The sequence below is a fragment of the Pseudomonas sp. IT-P44 genome (genome assembly GCF_949768225.1).
GTDB classification, from domain to species: Bacteria; Pseudomonadota; Gammaproteobacteria; order Pseudomonadales; family Pseudomonadaceae; genus Aquipseudomonas; species Aquipseudomonas migulae.
Genome location: NZ_CATKQM010000035.1, coordinates 263180 through 283811, shown reverse-complemented (window position 1 = coordinate 283811; position 20632 = coordinate 263180). Strand labels below are relative to the sequence as shown.

Here is a 20632-nt window from a genome sequence, read left to right as displayed (position 1 = left end):
CCCGGCGCTTGCCGGGCTTTTCAGTAATGCGATCCTTCGCGTTGACCTTTCGGCGCTACTGGCGCGGTACGGGTCCATTCAGATTGTTTTTCCGACCGCGGTCCCTGCCCGCCGGATAACTGCTTCTGGTGCTTTACGCTGCACACCCGGGTCAGTTGCCAACCCTCTGAACCGTTGAGGCCGGTTCATCGCTGCCTTTGTCGTGGAACTAAAGAACTTCGTTTCGAGCTGCTTTGTTGAGCGGCTTGAGACAAAGAATATGCATGGATGCATATACAGTCAATGCATAAATGCATTTATTTATGCATTGCAAATGCACTGACGCATGGAAGCCCCACAGACAAAGGCGTTGGCGGTTTTCAGCAGGCGAAAAAAAACCCGCACGATGGCGGGTTTTATCTGACAGCGATGAGGTTAGCGGGCGTACATGCCCCACCAGAAGACGTGGCCGAGGATGACAATCTGCTCTTCCTGGATCTCCTGGAAGGTGTAGTCCTCGTCCGGATGTTCATCGCGATTGAAGCTGCGCAGGCGAATCCCCGTCGGCAAACGATAAAGCTGTTTAACCCGCAGCTGACCGTTGTGGTTGATCGCATAAAGGTCGCCATCGACGATATCGCCGATCCCGCACTTGCCGGCATTGACCCCCACGGTGGCGCCGTCGCGCAGTACCGGCAGCATGCTGTTACCACGCACCGTCACGCATTTGGCCTGGTCGAACTGCACACCGTTGTGGCGCAAGCTGCGCTTGCCGAAGCGCAGGCTAGAGCGCTCGCTTTCTTCGATGACGAATCTTCCTGATCCAGCAGCCAATTCAACCTCGCGAAGAAAGGGGACCGACACCTCGTCGTCATCGACAGGCGTATCGTCGTCCCACAGGCTTATGTCCTTGAGTTCGGAATGCAATTCATCGCGACCGGAATGGGCGGCAGGCGCGACATCCGCGCGGCCACGCAACTGATCGGTGCTCACGGCGAAGTACTCGGCGATCTTCGAAATGTGCTTATCCGAAGGATCGACAATCTTCCCGCTGAGGATCCGCGAGAGAGTGGATTGAGGCACGCCGGTGCGACGGTGAAGCTCCGTGGGGGAGATCCCGTGCTGATCGAGCAGCGCTCTTAATACGGAAGAAACATTGCGTTTTTGCATAACGCGCATAGTGCTTGATCTTTTTTACGGAGGCAAATGCAGAATTGCATAATTAGTGCATAGACAGCAGAAATGTATCGCACAGCTTTAGTTGCCTGCGTCGGGCGGACCGCCCATGGTAACCTTGCGCCCATCGCGGAAAAGCCGGGCCGATGTCCCTCCTTTGCCCTACACCTTTCAACGAATTTGCCTGATTATCCGATGAATAAAGCACTCTCCGATCTGTCCTCTCACACGCCAATGATGCAGCAGTACTGGCGCCTGAAGAACCAGCACCCCGACCAGTTGATGTTCTATCGCATGGGTGACTTCTACGAGATCTTCTATGAAGACGCGAAGAAGGCCGCCAAGTTGCTGGACATCACCCTGACCGCCCGTGGGCAGTCGGCCGGTCAGGCGATTCCGATGTGTGGGATTCCTTACCACGCCGCGGAAGGTTACCTGGCGAAACTGGTGAAGCTCGGCGAATCGGTGGTGATCTGTGAACAGGTCGGCGACCCGGCGACCAGCAAAGGCCCGGTGGATCGGCAGGTAGTGCGGATCATCACGCCGGGCACGGTCAGTGATGAAGCGCTGCTGGATGAGCGTCGGGACAACCTGATCGCCGCGGTGCTGGGTGACGAGCGTCTGTTCGGTCTGGCGGTGCTGGATATCACCAGCGGCAACTTCTCCGTGCTGGAGATCAAGGGCTGGGAAAACCTGCTGGCGGAACTGGAGCGGGTCAATCCGGTGGAGTTGATGATCCCGGATGACTGGCCGAAGGATTTGCCGGCGGAGAAACGCCGTGGGGTTCGTCGTCGTGCGCCGTGGGATTTCGAGCGCGACTCGGCGCTGAAAAGTCTCTGCCAGCAGTTTTCGACCCAGGACCTGAAGGGTTTTGGCTGCGAGAACCTGACCCTGGCCATCGGCGCTGCCGGCTGCCTGCTCAGCTATGCCAAGGAAACCCAGCGCACCGCCCTGCCCCATTTGCGCAGCCTGCGCCATGAGCGCCTGGACGACACCGTGGTGCTGGATGGCGCAAGCCGTCGCAACCTGGAACTGGACACCAACCTGGCCGGTGGTCGCGACAACACGCTGCAATCGGTGGTCGATCGCTGCCAGACCGCCATGGGCAGCCGCTTGCTGACTCGCTGGTTGAATCGTCCGCTGCGGGACCTGAACGTTTTGCTCGCGCGCCAGACCTCGATCACCTGTCTGCTCGACGGTTACCGTTTCGAAAAGCTGCAACCGCAGCTCAAGGAAATCGGTGACATCGAGCGGATTCTCGCGCGCATCGGTTTGCGTAATGCGCGCCCTCGCGACCTGGCGCGCCTGCGCGATGCCCTCGGTGCATTGCCTGAGCTGCAAGTGGCGATGGCAGAGCTGGAAGCGCCGCACATTATTCAACTGGCCAAGACCACCAGTACTTACCCGGAACTGGCGGCCCTGCTGGAAAAAGCCATCATCGACAACCCGCCTGCGGTGATCCGTGACGGCGGCGTGTTGAAAACCGGTTACGACAGCGAACTCGACGACCTGCAATCGCTCAGCGAAAACGCCGGGCAGTTCCTGATCGATCTGGAAGCACGCGAGAAGGCCCGCACCGGTCTGTCGCACCTGAAAGTCGGTTACAACCGCATTCACGGCTACTTTATCGAGCTGCCGAGCAAGCAGGCTGAATCGGCGCCGGCCGACTATATCCGTCGCCAGACGCTCAAAGGCGCCGAGCGCTTTATCACGCCGGAACTGAAGGCGTTCGAGGACAAGGCGCTGTCGGCCAAGAGCCGCGCCCTCGCCCGCGAGAAGATGCTCTACGAAGCGCTGCTCGAAGACTTGATCAGCCAATTGCCGCCGCTGCAAGACACCGCTGCTGCCCTGGCCGAGCTGGATGTGCTGAGCAACCTCGCCGAACGCGCGCTGAACCTCGACCTGAACTGCCCGCGCTTCGTCGACGAGCCGTGCATGCGCATCAGCCAGGGTCGTCACCCGGTGGTCGAGCAAGTACTGACCACGCCGTTCGTGGCCAACGACCTGAGCCTCGACGACAACACGCGCATGCTGGTGATCACCGGTCCGAACATGGGCGGTAAATCCACCTACATGCGCCAGACCGCGTTGATCGTACTGCTGGCGCACATCGGCAGCTTCGTGCCGGCGGCCAGTTGCGAATTGTCGCTGGTGGACCGGATCTTTACCCGGATCGGTTCCAGCGATGATCTGGCCGGTGGGCGTTCGACCTTCATGGTCGAAATGAGCGAAACCGCCAACATTCTGCACAACGCCACCGAGCGCAGCCTGGTGCTGATGGACGAAGTCGGTCGCGGCACCAGCACCTTCGACGGCCTGTCCCTGGCATGGGCGGCGGCTGAACGCCTGGCGCAGCTGCGGGCTTACACGCTGTTTGCCACGCACTATTTTGAACTGACGGTGCTACCGGAGGCGCAACCGCTGGTGGCCAACGTGCACCTCAATGCCACTGAGCACAACGAGCGCATTGTGTTCCTGCACCACGTGCTGCCTGGGCCTGCCAGCCAGAGTTATGGCCTGGCCGTTGCACAACTGGCCGGCGTGCCAAGCGAAGTGATCGTGCGCGCTCGCGAGCACCTGGGTCGACTGGAAGCCACCGCGCTGCCGCATGAAGTGCCCAAGGCTGCCAAAGGCAAATCGGCCGCGCCACAGCAAAGCGACATGTTCGCCAGCCTGCCGCATCCGGTACTCGAAGAACTGGCCAAACTGGATCTGGACGACCTGACACCGCGTCGTGCACTAGAAATGCTCTATACACTAAAGACACGGATCTAACGCACTTGCCTGCAAGCTGTTAGAATCTCGCGCGGTTTGGGATGCTGCAGGCTAATAGCCTGGCCTGCAGACTATCGCTCCCAAACCTGGCGACCCCAACGTGAAGGGGCTCCGCTGCCGCCGCCTGAGGAGAAAATTAGAAATGACCTTCGTCGTCACCGACAACTGCATCAAGTGCAAGTACACCGACTGCGTAGAAGTCTGTCCGGTGGACTGCTTTTACGAAGGCCCGAATTTCCTGGTGATTCACCCGGATGAGTGCATCGACTGCGCACTGTGCGAACCAGAATGCCCTGCCGTGGCCATCTTCTCCGAAGATGAAGTCCCGGAAGAGATGCAGGAATTCATTCAGCTGAACGTTGAGTTGGCCGAAATCTGGCCGAACATCACCGAGAAGAAAGAATCGTTGCCCGACGCCGAAGAGTGGGATGGCGTCAAAGGCAAGATCAAAGACCTCGAACGCTGATTGACCCTGCGTTCCCGAAAAGGCCCCTTGCGGGCCTTTTTGCTTTTTTGCAGGCAAAAAAATTGATAACGCAAAAACCTGTAGGAGCCAGCTTGCTGGCGATGGATTCAAGTGCGCCGCGTCTATCCAGGCAGCACGCGTTACCGTTGACCACCATCGCTGGCAAGCCAGCTCCTACAGATTCTGTGTCGTGTGAGAGAACCGGGATCACGCCACTCCTGTAGGAGCCAGCCTGCTGGCGATGGATTCAAGTGCGCCGCGTCTATCCAGACAGCACGCGCTACCGTTGACCACCATCGCTGGCAAGCCAGCGCCTACAGAGGGGCACGTACGCTTTTGATTCTCACCACTCATCAGGCCGAGCGTTAGCTCGCCTTCAGCTTTTGATCTTGAGGTACACGCCCCCTCGAGAGGCCGAGCGCAGGTTCTGCGCAGTGGGCAACCCGGCATGGATGCCGGGTTAGCCGCCCCCGGCCATGGATGGCCGATGGCGGCGGGCCCACGGAGCAGGACCGGAGTGAGGACATGCCGAGCCTAGGCGAGGCACCGAACGAAAGGGGCAAGAGCCCTTGGTTACTTGGGGCTCTTCCAAGTGACTCGCCGTAAGGGCGAAACCAATAGCCGCCGTTACCGCAGAAACGGATATGTACACCAGGAAGAAAACGGTCGGCTATCAAGCCGCCATCGCCAGCAAGCTGGCTCCTACAAAGAACAGTGCCCACGCGGAAAATAAAGTGGCACCCAAACCAAAAAAAGACAAAAAAAAGGGGCGGTTTGACCCGCCCACATTTTTTCCCTATTCCCTGTGTTCCTTTTCATCGTCCTGATGAATCGCATCCTGCAATGTCCTTTCCCCTCATCCTTGAAGGGCGTGTCTGTCCGTCGACACAACCTGAATACTAGAGAATTCCCGAGCAAGAGCAATCGCCCTCCCCCGCAAAAATCCGCTGTCATATGTTCCTAGCTTTTATAAATATTTATATAAATCAAAGCATTAAAACCAGCCTCGGCGAACAGTAGTCGTCTTCCAGGGTGTAAAAATAGCGAACACTTACGCAAGAGTAAGCCAAGACTTACACCGCAAGACTACAAACATATCGTCATTGCAGGCGCGTCAGCCAGACAACAAAAAGCCCCGAACCAGTCGGGGCTTTTTGCATGCCGCTCAAGCGATTTGCTTATTGGAACAGCGACTCACTCGACAAGCCATTTTTCTCCAGAATCTCCCGAAGACGCTTCAGGCCTTCAACCTGAATCTGTCTGACGCGTTCCCGGGTCAGGCCAATTTCCAGGCCTACATCTTCCAGCGTGCTGCTCTCGTGCCCGCGCAAGCCGAAGCGGCGTATGACCACCTCGCGCTGCTTGTCGGTCAGTTCCGAGAGCCATTGATCGATGCTCTGGGACAGGTCGTCATCCTGCAGCAGTTCGCATGGATCGGTCGGACGGTCGTCGGTAAGGGTGTCCAGCAGGGTTTTATCCGAATCCGGACCCAGTGAGACATCGACCGAAGAAACCCGCTCGTTCAGGCCCAGCATGCGCTTGACCTCGCCCACCGGTTTTTCCAGCAGGTTGGCGATTTCTTCGGGTGAGGGTTCATGATCGAGTTTTTGCGTCAGCTCCCGTGCGGCCCTCAGGTACACGTTAAGCTCTTTGACCACATGGATCGGCAACCGGATGGTCCGGGTCTGATTCATGATCGCGCGCTCGATGGTCTGACGAATCCACCAGGTTGCGTAGGTCGAAAAGCGGAAGCCACGTTCGGGGTCGAACTTTTCTACCGCCCGAATCAGTCCGAGGTTGCCCTCTTCGATCAGGTCCAGCAGCGACAAGCCACGATTGACATAGCGTCGGGCGATTTTCACCACCAGCCGCAGGTTGCTTTCAATCATGCGTTTGCGCCCGGCCGGATCGCCACTTTGCGACAAGCGTGCAAAGTGAACTTCTTCTTCGGGGGACAGCAGAGGGGAAAAGCCGATTTCATTGAGGTACAGCTGCGTGGCATCGAGCGCACGCGTGTAATCGATGTACTTGTGTTGCTTTAACGAGGCGGAGTGTCTGGATTTGGCACGAACGGAAGGTGGAGCAGCCCCTTCATCATTCGACATCGAATCCGTACCGATGCCGGTCTCCATCAGGAGAACCTCATCGTCGATGTCAAACTCCGGCACTTCTTTACTGAGAGCCATTGTTATAGTCCTTTGGTGAGTTCGACCTCAGGCTCAAGCGGCGCCTTTATCCTTGGCAACGCTGGAGCCTGTTCCCTCTACGTGACGGAACAGGCTGGTAACAAATCAACGACGTGGCAGGAACTGCAGCGGATCTACAGGTTTACCTTGTCGGCGAATCTCAAAATGCAGTTTCACCCGGTCTGTACCCGTTGACCCCATTTCGGCAATTGTCTGTCCGACCTTGACCTGCTGCCCCTCCCGAACCAACAGCCTGCGGTTGTGACCGTAGGCACTGACGTAGGTGTCGCTGTGTTTGATGATGACCAATTCGCCGTAGCCCCTTAAGCCACTCCCGGCGTATACCACCGTCCCATCAGACGCAGCTAAAACAGGCTGTCCCAAATCCCCGGCGATATCAATTCCTTTATTCAAACTACCGTTTGAAGAGAATTTTCCAATGAGAATGCCATTAGAAGGCCACCCCCAGCCGGTCGGGGCCGGGCCTGCAGGAGGCATCGGAGCGGGTGCTGGCTTGTTGGCGACGGACGGTGCAACCACCGTTGTCGTCGTAGTTGCGCCATTCGGCTGGCGCCGGATTACTGTGGTTTTACTCGACGATGAAGGCGCCGAATCGGCCGGGCTGGCCACCGCCGTCGGCGTTGAACCGGTGCGACCGTCAAAGCGAATCGTCTGACCCGGATGTATCGTGTAAGGCGCAGGAATGTTGTTGCGTGCGGCGAGGGCTTTGTAGTCCCAGCCGTAGCGAAAGGCGATGGAAAACAAGGTGTCTTTAGGTCGAACCACATACTGGCCCGTGGTCACTGCCGGACGCTGGGCCACGGCATTGTTGCGATCGACGACGCGTACGTCGCTCGACTTGTTGCTGGAACAACCGACCAGCAAGGTACTCAAGACTAGGCCAGTCACCAGGCGCTGAAAGCTCGTTATACCCATTCGCTGCGCAATGACTGTGAGACTCACCCGCCGCTCCCTTTGTGGTGGCTGAAATATTGAATTGCCGCGCTCCCGGCATGAAGTGTCACCAGTATAACGGGCTGTGCAGGCTTTACCTTTAATGAAGCGAAGCACACGTTTGCTACCTGACGATGAAACCCGTTTAACCGATCGACGCCGCTGTAAGACAGAGGCAATCGAAGAGAATTCACCGCGCCCGGACAAATGCTCAGGCCAGGGGGCCGTTGAGCAATGGAACGAAACGCACCGCCCCCAGAACACGCCTGGAAAACCCGTGCTCTTCGCGGATGATCAGCATCAACTGTTGCACTTCACCCGAGCCGACCGGTATGACCAGTCGCCCTCCAGGTGCCAACTGATCAAGCAAGGCCTGAGGCACATCGGTCGCCACCGCCGTCACGATAATGCCGTTGTACGGCGCCAGCGCAGGCCAGCCTTCCCAGCCATCGCCCCAGCGGAAAACCACATTGCGCAAGTTCAGATCAACCAGGCGTTCCTTGGCCCGGTCCTGCAGAACCTTGATGCGTTCGACGGAAAAAACCCGCTCGACCAGTTGCGACAGGATTGCGGTCTGATAACCCGACCCCGTGCCGATTTCCATTACCTTGTCCAGAGGCCCCGCTTCCAGCAGCAGCTCGCTCATGCGGGCCACCATGTAAGGCTGGGAGATCGTCTGGTTGTTACCGATCGGCAACGCCGTGTCTTCGTAGGCACGGTGTGCCAGCGCTTCGTCGACGAACAGGTGTCGTGGCGTAAGGCGGATCACTTCCAGCACCTTGGTGTTGGAAATGCCTTCCTCGTACAACCGCTGAATCAGGCGCTCGCGGGTACGTTGCGAGGTCATCCCGATACCGCGATGCATCGGGTCTTGTTCACGAGCCATCAGCGCAGTCCCTCCAGCCAGCCGTCGAGACTTGCGAAAGCATCATTGAAGGTGCGATCCAGTTGCAGCGGCGTGATGGATACATAGCCTTGCATCACCGCATGGAAGTCGGTGCCCGGGCCGCCGTCTTCGGCGTCCCCGGCGGCGGCGATCCAGTAACCGGACTTGCCGCGCGGGTCGACCACTTTCATCGGTGCCGCGGCGCGGGCGCGATGGCCGAGGCGCGTCAGCTGGATTCCGCGGATGTGGTCCAGCGGCAAATTGGGAATGTTCACGTTCAGCACCGTGCGCGGTGGCAGGTCAAGGTCAGCGTGGGCTTCCACCAGTTTGCGCGCAAAGTAAGCGGCTGTGGGAAGGTTCTCGACCTGCCGTGAGACCAACGAAAAGGCAAACGATGGCCGCTTCAGGAAACGCCCCTCGAGGGCCGCTGCCACGGTACCGGAATACAACACATCGTCCCCCAGGTTGGCGCCCAGGTTAATGCCGGAAACCACCATGTCCGCTTCGCGTTCCAGCAAGCCGTTGAGGCCCAGGTGCACGCAATCGGTCGGTGTGCCATTAAGGCTGATAAAGCCGTTGGCCAGGGTTTGCGGGTGCAACGGACGATCGAGCGTCAGCGAACTGCTGGCGCCGCTTTTGTCCTGGTCCGGGGCGATAACCACGCATTCGGTGTAATCTGCCAGCGCAGCATAAAGCGCGGCGAGACCGGGTGCGGTTACCCCATCGTCGTTAGAAATCAGAATACGCATGGGCTGTCCGTCTGCCCCACCGGCACCAGATCAACAAGCTCGCGCACCAATACAGTGGCAAAGCATCCGGCCGGCAGGACGAATTCCAGTTGCAGAATGTCAGGCTCGGGATAATGCCACGTCAACCCACCAATGGGCAGTCGCAGGATGCGACGTTCGTGGCTCATTCCGGCGTTAATCAACCAATCGCGAAGGTCTGCTTCGCGGGCGGCGATTGCCTGCTCCAGTTCATGGACAGCGCCCATCGCCGGCGAGTCACCTTCACCCCACTGCGGGCCGGTCGGGTGCAGGTCTAGAATCGCCAGTCGCGGGTCGCTGCACTCGGCCTCACCGGCCGGGAAAAAACTGCGGCTGTCGGTAAACGCCAACAGATCGCCAACCTGCGCTTGCTGCCAGGTGCCATCAGCAACGCGCGCCGCCAACACTTGGTTAAACAGAAAACTGCGGGCGGTGGAAAGCAGACGCGAACGCACGTTGCGCTGCTCCGGCAAGGCCTTGCGCGCGGCCCAGCTACGGGCATCGACCACGTTGCCACCGTCAAAGCCGAAACGCTGGGCGCCGAAATAATTCGGAATACCTTGTTTGGCGATCAGTTGCAGACGCGCTTCGATCGCCGCTTTGTCGCCAGCGAATTGCGTGAGACGCAAGGTGAAACCGTTGGCCGAGTGGGCACCGCGTTGCAGCTTGCGTTTGTGCCGACCGGTCTTGAGGATTTTCAGCGTATCGTTTTCCGCCGCCGACAGATCAGGGTCGGCCTTGCCCGGCAGTTGTACGCTGAACCACTGACGCGTCAGCGCCTGACGATCCTTGAGACCGGCGTAACTGACGGTGCGCAATGGCACGCCCGCCGCCTTGGCGATTCGACGTGCTGCCTCTTCGGTATTCAGGCCGCGTTTTTCCACCCAGATCCACAGGTGCTCGCCGTCGCCGCTGAGCGGAATATTGAGGACTTCATCGACCTGGAAATCTTCCGCCGTAGCTTTCAGTACAGCGGTGCCGAGAGCTTCACCATAGGCACGCGGGCCAAGCAATTGCAGTTCGTTCATGCGCGCAGCAACAAGGCAACGGAGTGCACGGCAATACCTTCTTCGCGACCGACAAAGCCGAGCTTTTCGGTGGTGGTAGCTTTCACGTTCACTTGATCCAACTCAACTTGAAGATCCGCGGCAATCAGCGCACGCATCGATTCGATATGCGGGGCCATTTTCGGCGCCTGGGCGACGATGGTGTTATCAACGTTGCCGACCTTCCAGCCCTTGGCGTGGACCAGTGCGACGACATGACGCAACAGCACACGGCTGTCGGCACCCTTGAATGTCGGGTCGGTGTCCGGGAAATGCTTGCCGATATCACCCAGCGCAGCAGCGCCGAGCAAGGCATCGCTCAAGGCGTGCAGCAGGACGTCACCGTCGGAATGAGCGAGCAGCCCGAAGCCGTGTGCAATGCGCACGCCGCCCAGAGTAATGAAATCGCCTTCAGCGAAACGGTGCACATCATAGCCGTGGCCAATACGCATAAAAAAACGCCCCGATTTTTGTCAGGGCGTGATTCTACCTGCTTTGTCAGTCATTAGGCGCTTAGAGCACGTCCATGATGCTGCAAGTGTTCATCGATGAAGCTGGCGATGAAGAAATAGCTGTGGTCGTAGCCCGGTTGCAAGCGCAACGTCAGCGGATGACCGGCCAGTTTGGCCGCCTGTTGCAAGGCTTCAGGCTTGAGCTGGGTGGCGAGAAAATCATCTCGATCACCTTGGTCGACCAACAGCGGCAGCTTCTCGTCAGCCTCGGCAATCAGCGCACAGGCATCCCACTCGCGCCACTTCGAACGGTCTTCGCCCAGGTAACGGGAAAAGGCTTTCTGCCCCCATGGGCAATCCATCGGATTGTTGATCGGCGAGAACGCCGACACCGACTGATAGCGCCCCGGATTGCGCAACGCACAGACCAGCGCGCCGTGACCGCCCATGGAGTGGCCGCTGATACCGCGCTTGTCCGAAGCCGGGAAATGGGCTTCGACCAATGCCGGCAATTCCTGCACGACATAGTCATGCATCCGATAATGCCGCGACCAGGGTTCCTGCGTGGCATTCAGATAAAACCCGGCGCCTAGGCCGAAGTCCCAGGCACCGTCCGGATCACCCGGCACATCGGGACCGCGCGGACTGGTGTCCGGGGCAACGATGATCAACCCAAGCTCGGCGGCCATGCGCATGGCGCCGGCCTTTTGCATGAAGTTTTCGTCGGTGCAGGTCAGGCCGGACAACCAGTACAGCACCGGCAGTTTGCCGCCCTGCTCCGCTTGCGGCGGCAGGTACACGGCAAACACCATGTCGCAACCGAGCACGTCGGAACGGTGCCGGTAGCGTTTGTGCCAGCCGCCGAAGCTTTTCTGGCAGGAGATATTTTCCAGGCTCATGACCGACCTCAGAAATGAATGACGGAACGGATGCTTTTTCCTTCATGCATCAGGTCGAAAGCCTTGTTGATATCTTCCAGGCCCATGGTGTGGGTGATGAACGTATCCAGCGGGATCTCGCCGGTCTCGGCCATTTCGACATAGCTCGGCAACTCGGTACGACCGCGCACACCGCCGAACGCCGAACCGCGCCAGACGCGACCGGTGACCAACTGGAATGGGCGGGTAGCGATTTCCTGACCGGCACCGGCGACGCCGATGATCACCGACTCGCCCCAGCCCTTGTGGCAGCACTCAAGTGCGGCGCGCATCAATTGGACATTGCCGATGCACTCGAAGGAAAAATCGACGCCGCCATCGGTCATGTCGACGATGACTTCCTGGATCGGACGGTCGAAGTCTTTCGGGTTCACGCAGTCGGTTGCACCCAACTGTTTGGCGATCTCGAATTTGGCCGGGTTGATGTCGATGGCGATGATGCGCGCAGCCTTGGCTTTTACCGCGCCAATGACCGCCGACAGACCAATACCGCCAAGACCGAAAATTGCCACGGTATCACCCGGTTTCACCTTGGCTGTATTGAGTACCGCGCCAATGCCGGTAGTGACGCCGCAGCCCAGCAGACAGACTTTTTCCAGTGGCGCTTCTTTAGGAATCTTGGCGACGGAGATTTCCGGCAGCACGGTGTATTCGGAGAACGTCGAAGTGCCCATGTAGTGGAAAATCGGCTGGCCCTTGTAGGAAAAACGCGTGGTGCCATCTGGCATCAGGCCTTTGCCCTGGGTCGCACGAATCGCCTGGCACAGGTTGGTCTTGCCCGACAGGCAGAATTTGCACTGGCGGCATTCCGGGGTGTACAGCGGGATCACATGATCGCCGACAGCGACCGAGGTCACGCCCTCGCCAATCGCCTCAACCACCGCGCCACCTTCGTGGCCGAGGATCGACGGGAAGATACCTTCCGGGTCAGCGCCCGACAGGGTGTAGGCATCGGTATGACAGACACCGGAGGCAACCACACGCAACAGAACTTCACCGGCCTTGGGCAGGGCGACATCGACTTCAACGATCTCGAGGGGTTTCTTGGCCTCGAAGGCAACGGCGGCGCGCGACTTGATCATGTTGGTTCTCCAGTGAATAAAACGAGACAGTGAGTGTAATACAGCGCCTTACGGTGAATAATCCGGACAAAAGCAAAACATTATTGCCATACAGGGATAATCGTTAATGTCCGAGAACCGCTGGGAAGGTATCGACGAGTTCGTTGCCGTGGCCGAATGCAGCCAGTTTACGGCGGCGGCAGAGCGTCTTGGGGTGTCGTCCTCCCACATCAGTCGCCAAATAGTACGCCTCGAAGAACGCCTTCAGACGCGCCTGCTGTACCGCAGCACCCGACGAGTCACGCTGACCGAAGCCGGGCAAACGTTTTTGCAGCATTGCCAACGGTTGCAGGACGGTCGTGAAGAAGCGCTCAGAGCCGTCGGCGACCTGACCAGCGAGCCCAAAGGCATGTTGCGCATGACCTGCGCGGTGGCCTATGGCGAACGCTTTATCGTGCCGCTGGTGACGCGATTCATGGGGCTCTATCCGCAACTGCGGATTGATATCGAGCTGAGCAACCGTCAACTCGACCTGGTGCATGAAGGCCTGGACCTGGCGATCCGCCTCGGCCGCCTTCAGGACTCACGACTGGTCGCCACGCGACTGGCACCGCGACGCATGTATTTGTGTGCGTCGCCGTCCTACCTGGAACGGTATGGTCGCCCACATAGCTTGTCGGAACTGAGCCGCCACAACTGCCTCATCGGTAGTTCGGACCTGTGGCAACTGGAACAGAACGGGCGGGAATTTTCCCAGCGGGTGCAGGGAAACTGGCGTTGCAACAGTGGGCAAGCAGTGCTGGATGCGGCGTTACAGGGCGTCGGGCTCTGTCAGTTGCCGGATTACTACGTGCTGGAGCATCTGAAAACCGGGGATTTGATTTCGCTGCTGGAGGCTCATCAGCCGCCGAACACTGCCGTTTGGGCGCTTTATCCACAGCAGCGGCATCTGTCGCCGAAGGTGCGCAAGTTGGTGGATTATTTGAAGGAAGGGTTGGCACAAAGACCGGAGTACCGAAGCTGATGTAAATCATTGCCGGATTTGCTGTCTGGACTACCGCTTTCGCGAGCAAGCCCGCTCCCACAGTTCACCGAGTTCCTTCAGAAAGAATGCGACCGAATGTGGGAGCGGGCTTGCTCGCGAAGGACGCGACGCGGTTTCAGAATGATGAAAGCACTCTAGCGGCGATTGGCCCAGCGTTGTCTCAACCATTCAAGATCTTCGGGACGTGTGACCTTGAGATTGTCGGAACGCCCTTCGATAAGGCGTGGCGATGAACCAGCCCACTCCATCGCCGACGCTTCATCAGTGATAACAGCATCCGCCACCAGACTGTCCGCCAACGCCCGATGCAACGCGCCAAGTCGAAACATCTGCGGCGTATACGCCTGCCAGATCACGCTGCGGTCCACGGTTTCAACGACACGACCGTGCTTGTCGACCCGCTTCAGGGTATCGCGTGCCGGAACCGCCAGCAGCCCGCCGACCGGATCGTCAGCCAGTTCAACCAGCAACTTGTCCAGATCATCGCGGCTCAGATTCGGTCGCGCAGCATCGTGGACCAACACCCAATCCTCATCGTCCGCACCCAACGCATGCAAGTGCAGCAAGGCATTGAGCACCGACCCGGAACGCTCGGCACCACCGTCAACGCGTTGAATACGCGAATCGCCGGCGCATGCCAGATTGGGCCAATAAGGATCATCAACAGCCAGACTGACCACCAGCCCCTTGAGGGAAGGATGGTCAAGGAAACAGCCAAGGCTGTGTTCAAGAATAGTGCGCCCGCCCAGGTGCAAGTATTGCTTGGGACGGTCTGCGGCCATACGGGCACCGACGCCCGCGGCAGGGATAACGGCCCAGAAGGCCGGTAACGAGGAATTCATTGAGCCAACTGGTAAAGGGTTTCACCGTCCTTGACCATGCCCAACTCATGGCGAGCCCGCTCTTCAACGGTCTCCATGCCTTTTTTCAATTCACTGACTTCAGCGTCCATGACCCGATTGCGCTCCAGCAGGCCTTCGTTCTCAGCATGTTGATCCGCGATCTGCTGAGTCAGCTCGGCCACTTGCGCCAGACTGCCATTACCCACCCACAGGCGGTATTGCAGGCCAGCCAGCAACAAGAGCAAGACGAGGAACAACCAATTGGGACTGCGCATCGAATATCAGGTATCCAGTGAAAAAAGACAGCCATGCCAAAACTTTGAAGCTTCTGATAGCACGAAGCCTGGAAAATCCAGGCTTGTGCTCTTAAGGCATCAGATTAGTGGCAAAAACGTCGCTGTCGCGATTTTTCCGACACAATCCGGTGTCTTTTTACCTTCTACAGCTTAACCGCGGAACTCGCTGCGGCCGTTGTACTTGGCTTTGCCGTTCAACTGCTCTTCGATACGCAGCAGTTGGTTGTACTTGGAAACGCGATCGGAACGGCACAGGGAGCCGGTCTTGATCTGGCCAGCCGAAGTGCCCACAGCCAGGTCGGCAATGGTCGAATCTTCGGTTTCGCCGGAGCGGTGCGAGATCACGGCGGTGTAACCGGCGGCCTTGGCCATCTGGATGGCTTCCAGGGTTTCGGTCAGGGTGCCGATCTGGTTGAACTTGATCAGGATCGAGTTGGCGATCTTTTTATCGATGCCTTCTTTCAGGATCTTGGTGTTGGTTACGAACAGGTCGTCGCCTACCAGCTGGGTCTTCTCGCCGATCTTGTCGGTGAGGATTTTCCAGCCAGCCCAGTCGGACTCGTCCAGGCCATCTTCGATGGAGATGATCGGGTAACGCTCGGTCAGGCCTTTCAGGTAATCGGCGAAACCTTCAGCGGTGAACACCTGGCCTTCGCCGGACAGGTTGTACTTGCCGTCTTCGTAGAACTCGCTGGCCGCGCAGTCCAGTGCCAGGGTCACGTCGGTGCCCAGCTTGTAACCAGCGTTGGCCACGGCTTCGGAGATCACTTTCAAAGCGTCTTCGTTGGAAGCCAGGTTCGGTGCGAAACCACCTTCGTCACCGACGGCAGTGCTCAGGCCACGAGCCTTCAACACAGCTTTGAGGTGATGGAAAATCTCGGTGCCCATGCGCAGACCTTCCGAGAAAGACTTGGCGCCAACCGGCTGAACCATGAATTCCTGGATGTCGACGTTGTTATCGGCGTGCTCGCCACCGTTGATGATGTTCATCATCGGAACCGGCATCGAGTAAACACCCGGGGTGCCGTTCAGGTTGGCGATGTGTGCGTACAGCGGCAGGTCCTGGTCCTGAGCTGCTGCCTTGGCCGCGGCCAGGGAAACGGCGAGGATCGCGTTGGCGCCCAGGGAGCCTTTGTTTTCAGTACCGTCCAGCTTGATCATCGCGTGATCCAGCGCTTTCTGGTCGCTCGGATCTGTACCTTTCAACAGGTCGCGGATCGGACCGTTGATGTTGGCGACGGCTTTCAGAACGCCTTTGCCCAGGTAACGGCTCTTGTCGCCATCACGCAGCTCGAGCGCTTCACGCGAGCCAGTGGAAGCACCGGACGGCGCGCAAGCACTGCCGATGATGCCGTTATCGAGAAGCACGTCCGCTTCCACGGTGGGGTTGCCACGGGAGTCGAGAACTTCACGACCTTTGATGTCGACGATTTTTGCCATTGTTGTAAACACTCCAAAGTTGACGAAAACGACGCAGCTGAAGGAAATCTTTTATCGCCGGCAAGTGATGTGCAACGGGCAGACTTGCGGACGATAAGGCTCAGGCCCGAGGGCCTGAGCAACAAATCGTGCGGTACTTTACCGGAGAAATGAGGATTACGCGGTTTCTACCGTCGGAAAACTCTTCACCAGTTCGTCCAAAGCTTTGAGCTGGGCCAGGAATGGCTCCAGTTTGTCCAGACGCAAGGCGCAAGGGCCGTCGCATTTGGCGTTGTCCGGGTCCGGGTGGGCTTCGAGGAACAGACCTGCCAGTGACTGGCTGATCCCGGCTTTCGCCAGATCGAGGACCTGGGCGCGACGACCGCCGGCGGAATCGGCACGACCGCCAGGCATTTGCAGCGCGTGGGTCACGTCGAAGAACACCGGGTACTCGAACTGCTTCATGATGCCGAAGCCAAGCATGTCGACCACCAGGTTGTTGTAGCCGAAGCTCGAACCACGCTCACAGAGGATCAACTGATCGTTACCCGCTTCCACGCACTTGTTCAGGATGTGTTTCATTTCCTGAGGTGCGAGGAACTGGGCTTTCTTGATGTTGATCACCGCACCGGTCTTGGCCATCGCGACCACGAGGTCGGTCTGGCGCGACAGGAAGGCCGGCAGCTGGATGATGTCGCAGACTTCAGCGACGACCGCGGCCTGTTCAGGCTCGTGGACGTCGGTGATGATCGGCACGCCGAAGGCTTGCTTGATGTCCTGGAAAATCCGCATGCCCTCTTCCAGGCCGGGGCCACGGTAAGAGGTCACGGAGGAACGGTTGGCCTTGTCGAAGCTGGCCTTGAACACGTAAGGGATACCGAGTTTCTCGGTAACCTTCACGTACTCTTCGCAGACCTGCATCGCCATGTCGCGGCTTTCCAGCACGTTCATGCCACCGAAAAGCACCATTGGCTTGTCGTTGGCAATCTCGATATCGCCTACGCGGATGATCTTCTGCGCCATAAGGTTCAAGCCTTCTTCTGGTGTTGAGCCAAAGCTGCTTTGACGAAGCCGCTGAACAACGGGTGACCGTCGCGTGGCGTCGAGGTGAACTCAGGGTGGAACTGACAAGCAACGAACCATGGATGATCCGGGGCTTCGACCACCTCAACCAGCGCGCCATCACCGGAGCGACCGGAGATTTTCAGACCTGCTTCCATGATTTTCGGCAGCAGGTTGTTGTTCACTTCGTAGCGGTGACGGTGACGCTCGACGATCACGTCCTTGCCGTAGCAGCCGTGAACCAGGGAACCCGGCTCCAGCAGGCAATCCTGTGCGCCGAGACGCATGGTGCCGCCCAGATCGGAGGTTTCGGTACGGGTTTCGACGGCGCCGGTGGCGTCTTCCCACTCGGTGATCAGACCCACGACCGGGTGACCGCTTGCACGATCGAACTCGGTGGAGTTGGCGTCTTTCCAGCCCATGACGTTACGAGCGAACTCGATGACCGCCACTTGCATGCCCAGGCAGATGCCGAGGTACGGAACCTTGTTTTCGCGAGCGTACTGGACGGCGGTGATCTTGCCTTCCACGCCGCGCAGACCGAAGCCGCCAGGCACCAGAATCGCGTCGACGCCTTCCAGCAGCGCGGTGCCCTGGTTTTCGATGTCTTCGGAATCGATGTAGCGCAGGTTGACCTTGGTGCGGTTGCTGATGCCGGCGTGACTCATCGCTTCGATCAGCGACTTGTAGGCGTCCAGCAATTCCATGTACTTGCCGACCATGGCGATGGTGACTTCGTGCTCAGGATTGAGCTTGGCGTCAACCACGGCTTCCCACTCGGACAGATCGGCACCGCCACATTGCAGGCCGAAACGCTCGACCACAAAATCATCCAGGCCTTGCGAATGCAGGATGCCCGGGATCTTGTAGATGGTGTCGGCGTCTTCCAGCGCGATCACCGCACGTTCTTCAACGTTGGTGAACTGAGCGATCTTGCGACGCGAGGAGATGTCGATCGGGTGATCGGAGCGGCACACCAGCACGTCAGGTTGCAGGCCGATGGAGCGCAGCTCCTTGACCGAGTGCTGGGTTGGCTTGGTTTTGGTTTCGCCGGCAGTGGCGATGTACGGCACCAGTGTCAGGTGCATCAGCATCGCGCGCTTGGCGCCGACTTCGAAACGCAGCTGGCGGATGGCTTCGAGGAACGGTTGGGATTCGATGTCACCCACGGTGCCACCGATCTCGACCATGGCCACGTCGGCATCGCCGGCGCCCTTGATGATCCGGCGCTTGATTTCGTCGGTGATGTGCGGGATCACCTGGATGGTCGCGCCCAGGTAATCACCACGGCGCTCTTTGCGCAGGACGTGTTCGTAGACACGGCCAGTGGTGAAGTTGTTGTTCTGGGTCATGGTCGTGCGGATGAACCGCTCGTAGTGACCCAGGTCCAGGTCGGTCTCGGCGCCGTCGTGGGTGACGAACACTTCACCGTGCTGGAACGGGCTCATGGTGCCCGGATCGACGTTGATGTACGGATCCAGCTTCAGCATGGTGACCTTAAGTCCCCGCGCCTCCAGGATGGCCGCCAATGAAGCCGATGCAATGCCTTTCCCCAATGAAGAAACAACACCGCCCGTGACGAATATGTAGCGCGTCATGAAAAACCCTAGAAGTCTGCGTTAAAGCGGTCCGAGCCGCCGGGGAAAGCGAAGGAAGGCCGAAGCCCCCGATCACCTGCATTAATCACAGTGCACCTTTCAAAAAAACCGCCGCGTTGGGACAGACCGGAAGATGAAACACCGGTACGTTGCTCGCTACACATTTTTTGGAATCGCCCAGCAAAGACTGCTTGGTAATCGGCAACTCCTGCAATTCAGGCGAATCCACAGAAGTTGTATCAAGAAGGGAGCGTAGTCTACCGGAAAGCCCCTTTCAGCTCAAACCTTGATCTTCGTTCGGTGGCTGCCAATGCAAATTCCAGCCGTCCTGCTCACTGCCATTCAATCCTCGTAGCCTCGCCACCGCCAGCAATTGCTCGCCCTGATAGAGCAGCGGCAATCGGCCACGGACGAAGCCCGGGACGCCGCGTTCGTTGAGCAAACGCTTCAGATCACGATGACCGCGCTCGGGCAGACTCATGACCTCGCCCCCTTCACGATAGCGGATATGCAGCGGGCCATCGGGGGTTTGACCGGTGAGCGAGAGCACGCCGTTATCCGGCAACGCCAGCGATAGCGAGGGATCAGGCCAATCAGGCGCGGGCGGCGGCGTTCGCAGCCAGCAGCCCGACAGCCACCAGATCCGCCCGTTCGCCCGATGCAATTCCCCATCGGCCAAGCGCCAGACCGGAGAGGCATCCGCGGCAGCATCACGAAAATCTTCCCAACCCGACCAATGGTCACTGTCCGGTAAACGAGTCAGTGCCGAGAGCCAGTGACTCACTGCATTTCGCTGGCGAGCGGCGGACAGGCTGGCAAGCGTAGAAAGCTCAAGTGACGGCACACCCAGCCAATCGAATTCACTGATGGAGCCGGCCTGGGCCAGATCGATTTGCGCCAACTCATCGAGCAGTTCCTGCGCTTCGCTCAGATGCGCGGCGCTGCGAGCCATCGTCGCCATCGCTTGAGGCCAGCGCTCGGTCAGCACCGGGAACACCTGATTGCGCAAGTAATTACGCGAGAAACGTCGATCCTGATTGGAAGGATCCTCGATCCAGCTCAATGAGTACTGGTTCGCGTAACCCTCCAACTCTGCTCGCGAGACATCGAGCAAGGGTCGCAGCAGATGCCCTTTGCCCAACACACGCTGGCGCGGCATCCCTGACAACCCTCTCACCCCTGCCCCACGCAGCAATCGGAACAACAGGGTTTCCGCCTGATCATCACGATGCTGGGCGGTCAACAGCACTTCATTGGCTTGAGTAGCCTCGATGAACGCGCCATAGCGCGCGTCACGGGCTGCACGCTCAAGGCTGGCGCCGGGCTGAACCTGGACGTGAACGACCTGTAGCGGTATTCCCAGCGCATCACAGACTGACTGGCAATGCTCCGGCCACGCATCGGCCGCAGACTGGAGGCCGTGATGAATGTGGATAGCTTTCAGCTCAGGGAGGTGTTCGGTTTTGGCGAGATGGGCGAGAAGGTGCAAAAGGACCGTGGAGTCGAGTCCACCGGAGAAGGCGATGAGCCATTTCGCAGCATTGCGCCACGGGTTCAGGGCTTGCAGAAGATTGGCGGGGAGGTCCGGTCTGGGTCTCATCTCAAATACCACCGCAATCCGGAACAGAACTACAGATTCAATACCTGTGAAGATCAAATGTAGGAGCCGGCTTGCTGGCGATGG

At 58.7% G+C, this 20632-nt stretch carries 18 protein-coding genes; 3 read left to right on the top strand and 15 right to left on the bottom strand.

Annotated elements, in window-relative coordinates; all coding sequences use genetic code 11:
* Window positions 1–414: 414 nt before the first annotated feature.
* Window positions 415–1149, bottom strand: coding sequence for an XRE family transcriptional regulator (locus tag ACM6IO_RS19435; protein ID WP_414912043.1), 735 nt, complete (start codon window positions 1147–1149; stop codon window positions 415–417).
* A gap of 201 nt (window positions 1150–1350) precedes the next feature.
* Between ACM6IO_RS19435 and mutS the strand changes: the two genes are divergently transcribed.
* Window positions 1351–3930 (top strand): DNA mismatch repair protein MutS, encoded by a 2580-nt coding sequence (gene mutS / locus ACM6IO_RS19430; protein WP_008029969.1) that lies wholly within the window; start codon window positions 1351–1353, stop codon window positions 3928–3930.
* A 142-nt stretch (window positions 3931–4072) separates the two neighbouring features.
* Entirely contained in the window at window positions 4073–4396 is a 324-nt protein-coding gene (gene fdxA / locus ACM6IO_RS19425; RefSeq protein ID WP_007908827.1) for a ferredoxin FdxA, read from the top strand.
* A gap of 1178 nt (window positions 4397–5574) precedes the next feature.
* On the opposite strand, the gene rpoS is transcribed toward fdxA, so the two are convergent.
* The 8 genes from rpoS to ACM6IO_RS19385 form a co-directional block, all read right to left on the bottom strand.
* Window positions 5575–6582 carry an RNA polymerase sigma factor RpoS gene (rpoS, locus tag ACM6IO_RS19420; RefSeq protein WP_008029016.1) on the bottom strand — a complete coding sequence of 336 codons (1008 nt, stop codon included), beginning with the start codon at window positions 6580–6582 and terminating at the stop codon, window positions 5575–5577.
* 105 nt (window positions 6583–6687) lie between these two features.
* On the bottom strand, window positions 6688–7545 hold the full coding sequence (locus ACM6IO_RS19415) for a peptidoglycan DD-metalloendopeptidase family protein (RefSeq protein WP_008039422.1): 858 nt from the start codon (window positions 7543–7545) through the stop codon (window positions 6688–6690).
* A 202-nt stretch (window positions 7546–7747) separates the two neighbouring features.
* Window positions 7748–8383: a protein-L-isoaspartate(D-aspartate) O-methyltransferase gene (locus ACM6IO_RS19410; RefSeq protein ID WP_177318174.1), complete on the bottom strand. Its 636-nt coding sequence runs from the start codon at window positions 8381–8383 to the stop codon at window positions 7748–7750.
* Between the two features lie 38 nt (window positions 8384–8421).
* Window positions 8422–9171, bottom strand: coding sequence for a 5'/3'-nucleotidase SurE (surE, locus tag ACM6IO_RS19405; RefSeq protein ID WP_008029009.1), 750 nt, complete (start codon window positions 9169–9171; stop codon window positions 8422–8424).
* Window positions 9159–10217, bottom strand: coding sequence for a tRNA pseudouridine(13) synthase TruD (truD, locus tag ACM6IO_RS19400; protein ID WP_192417915.1), 1059 nt, complete (start codon window positions 10215–10217; stop codon window positions 9159–9161). Before truD ends, surE begins: the two co-directional genes overlap by 13 nt.
* The gene (gene ispF / locus ACM6IO_RS19395) at window positions 10214–10687 is read right to left on the bottom strand and encodes a 2-C-methyl-D-erythritol 2,4-cyclodiphosphate synthase (RefSeq protein ID WP_008029005.1); all 474 of its coding nucleotides are present in this window, start codon (window positions 10685–10687) and stop codon (window positions 10214–10216) included. The genes truD and ispF overlap by 4 nt, the downstream gene beginning before the upstream one ends.
* Window positions 10688–10740: 53 nt before the next feature.
* Entirely contained in the window at window positions 10741–11586 is an 846-nt protein-coding gene (fghA, locus tag ACM6IO_RS19390; RefSeq protein WP_008029003.1) for an S-formylglutathione hydrolase, read from the bottom strand.
* 8 nt (window positions 11587–11594) lie between these two features.
* Window positions 11595–12707 (bottom strand): S-(hydroxymethyl)glutathione dehydrogenase/class III alcohol dehydrogenase, encoded by a 1113-nt coding sequence (locus tag ACM6IO_RS19385; protein WP_008029001.1) that lies wholly within the window; start codon window positions 12705–12707, stop codon window positions 11595–11597.
* A gap of 106 nt (window positions 12708–12813) precedes the next feature.
* On the opposite strand from ACM6IO_RS19385, the gene ACM6IO_RS19380 reads away from it, so the two are divergent.
* Window positions 12814–13710 (top strand): LysR substrate-binding domain-containing protein, encoded by an 897-nt coding sequence (locus ACM6IO_RS19380; protein WP_223453199.1) that lies wholly within the window; start codon window positions 12814–12816, stop codon window positions 13708–13710.
* A gap of 155 nt (window positions 13711–13865) precedes the next feature.
* Here the strand turns inward: ACM6IO_RS19380 and ispD are convergent, their stop codons facing one another.
* The 6 genes from ispD to tilS form a co-directional block, all read right to left on the bottom strand.
* Window positions 13866–14573, bottom strand: a complete 708-nt coding sequence (gene ispD, locus ACM6IO_RS19375) for a 2-C-methyl-D-erythritol 4-phosphate cytidylyltransferase (RefSeq protein WP_008028996.1) — start codon at window positions 14571–14573, stop codon at window positions 13866–13868.
* Complete coding sequence (ftsB, locus tag ACM6IO_RS19370) at window positions 14570–14848, bottom strand: cell division protein FtsB (protein ID WP_008028992.1); 279 nt, start codon at window positions 14846–14848, stop codon at window positions 14570–14572. The genes ispD and ftsB overlap by 4 nt, the downstream gene beginning before the upstream one ends.
* Window positions 14849–15019: 171 nt before the next feature.
* On the bottom strand, window positions 15020–16309 hold the full coding sequence (gene eno / locus ACM6IO_RS19365; protein ID WP_008039408.1) for a phosphopyruvate hydratase: 1290 nt from the start codon (window positions 16307–16309) through the stop codon (window positions 15020–15022).
* A gap of 156 nt (window positions 16310–16465) precedes the next feature.
* Complete coding sequence (gene kdsA, locus ACM6IO_RS19360) at window positions 16466–17311, bottom strand: 3-deoxy-8-phosphooctulonate synthase (RefSeq protein ID WP_008028990.1); 846 nt, start codon at window positions 17309–17311, stop codon at window positions 16466–16468.
* 5 nt (window positions 17312–17316) lie between these two features.
* A complete protein-coding gene (locus tag ACM6IO_RS19355) occupies window positions 17317–18948 on the bottom strand; it encodes a CTP synthase (protein WP_008028989.1) in 1632 nt (543 codons plus the stop codon).
* Between the two features lie 274 nt (window positions 18949–19222).
* The gene (tilS, locus tag ACM6IO_RS19350) at window positions 19223–20548 is read right to left on the bottom strand and encodes a tRNA lysidine(34) synthetase TilS (protein ID WP_414912061.1); all 1326 of its coding nucleotides are present in this window, start codon (window positions 20546–20548) and stop codon (window positions 19223–19225) included.
* Window positions 20549–20632 lie beyond the last annotated feature (84 nt).

Excerpts from the sequence above, each read along its gene's own strand:
- ACM6IO_RS19385 (WP_008029001.1), bottom strand. The coding sequence starts at position 12,707 with ATGATCAAGTCGCGCGCCGCCGTTGCCTTCGAGGCCAAGAAACCCCTC.
- truD (WP_192417915.1), bottom strand. The coding sequence starts at position 10,217 with ATGAACGAACTGCAATTGCTTGGCCCGCGTGCCTATGGTGAAGCTCTC.
- ACM6IO_RS19410 (WP_177318174.1), bottom strand. The coding sequence starts at position 8,383 with ATGACCTCGCAACGTACCCGCGAGCGCCTGATTCAGCGGTTGTACGAG.
- ACM6IO_RS19435 (WP_414912043.1), bottom strand. The coding sequence starts at position 1,149 with ATGCAAAAACGCAATGTTTCTTCCGTATTAAGAGCGCTGCTCGATCAG.
- kdsA (WP_008028990.1), bottom strand. The coding sequence starts at position 17,311 with ATGGCGCAGAAGATCATCCGCGTAGGCGATATCGAGATTGCCAACGAC.
- ispD (WP_008028996.1), bottom strand. The coding sequence starts at position 14,573 with ATGAATTCCTCGTTACCGGCCTTCTGGGCCGTTATCCCTGCCGCGGGC.
- fghA (WP_008029003.1), bottom strand. The coding sequence starts at position 11,586 with ATGAGCCTGGAAAATATCTCCTGCCAGAAAAGCTTCGGCGGCTGGCAC.
- fdxA (WP_007908827.1), top strand. The coding sequence starts at position 4,073 with ATGACCTTCGTCGTCACCGACAACTGCATCAAGTGCAAGTACACCGAC.
- eno (WP_008039408.1), bottom strand. The coding sequence starts at position 16,309 with ATGGCAAAAATCGTCGACATCAAAGGTCGTGAAGTTCTCGACTCCCGT.
- ACM6IO_RS19380 (WP_223453199.1), top strand. The coding sequence starts at position 12,814 with ATGTCCGAGAACCGCTGGGAAGGTATCGACGAGTTCGTTGCCGTGGCC.
- surE (WP_008029009.1), bottom strand. The coding sequence starts at position 9,171 with ATGCGTATTCTGATTTCTAACGACGATGGGGTAACCGCACCCGGTCTC.
- ACM6IO_RS19355 (WP_008028989.1), bottom strand. The coding sequence starts at position 18,948 with ATGACGCGCTACATATTCGTCACGGGCGGTGTTGTTTCTTCATTGGGG.
- tilS (WP_414912061.1), bottom strand. The coding sequence starts at position 20,548 with ATGAGACCCAGACCGGACCTCCCCGCCAATCTTCTGCAAGCCCTGAAC.
- ispF (WP_008029005.1), bottom strand. The coding sequence starts at position 10,687 with ATGCGTATTGGCCACGGCTATGATGTGCACCGTTTCGCTGAAGGCGAT.
- mutS (WP_008029969.1), top strand. The coding sequence starts at position 1,351 with ATGAATAAAGCACTCTCCGATCTGTCCTCTCACACGCCAATGATGCAG.
- ftsB (WP_008028992.1), bottom strand. The coding sequence starts at position 14,848 with ATGCGCAGTCCCAATTGGTTGTTCCTCGTCTTGCTCTTGTTGCTGGCT.
- rpoS (WP_008029016.1), bottom strand. The coding sequence starts at position 6,582 with ATGGCTCTCAGTAAAGAAGTGCCGGAGTTTGACATCGACGATGAGGTT.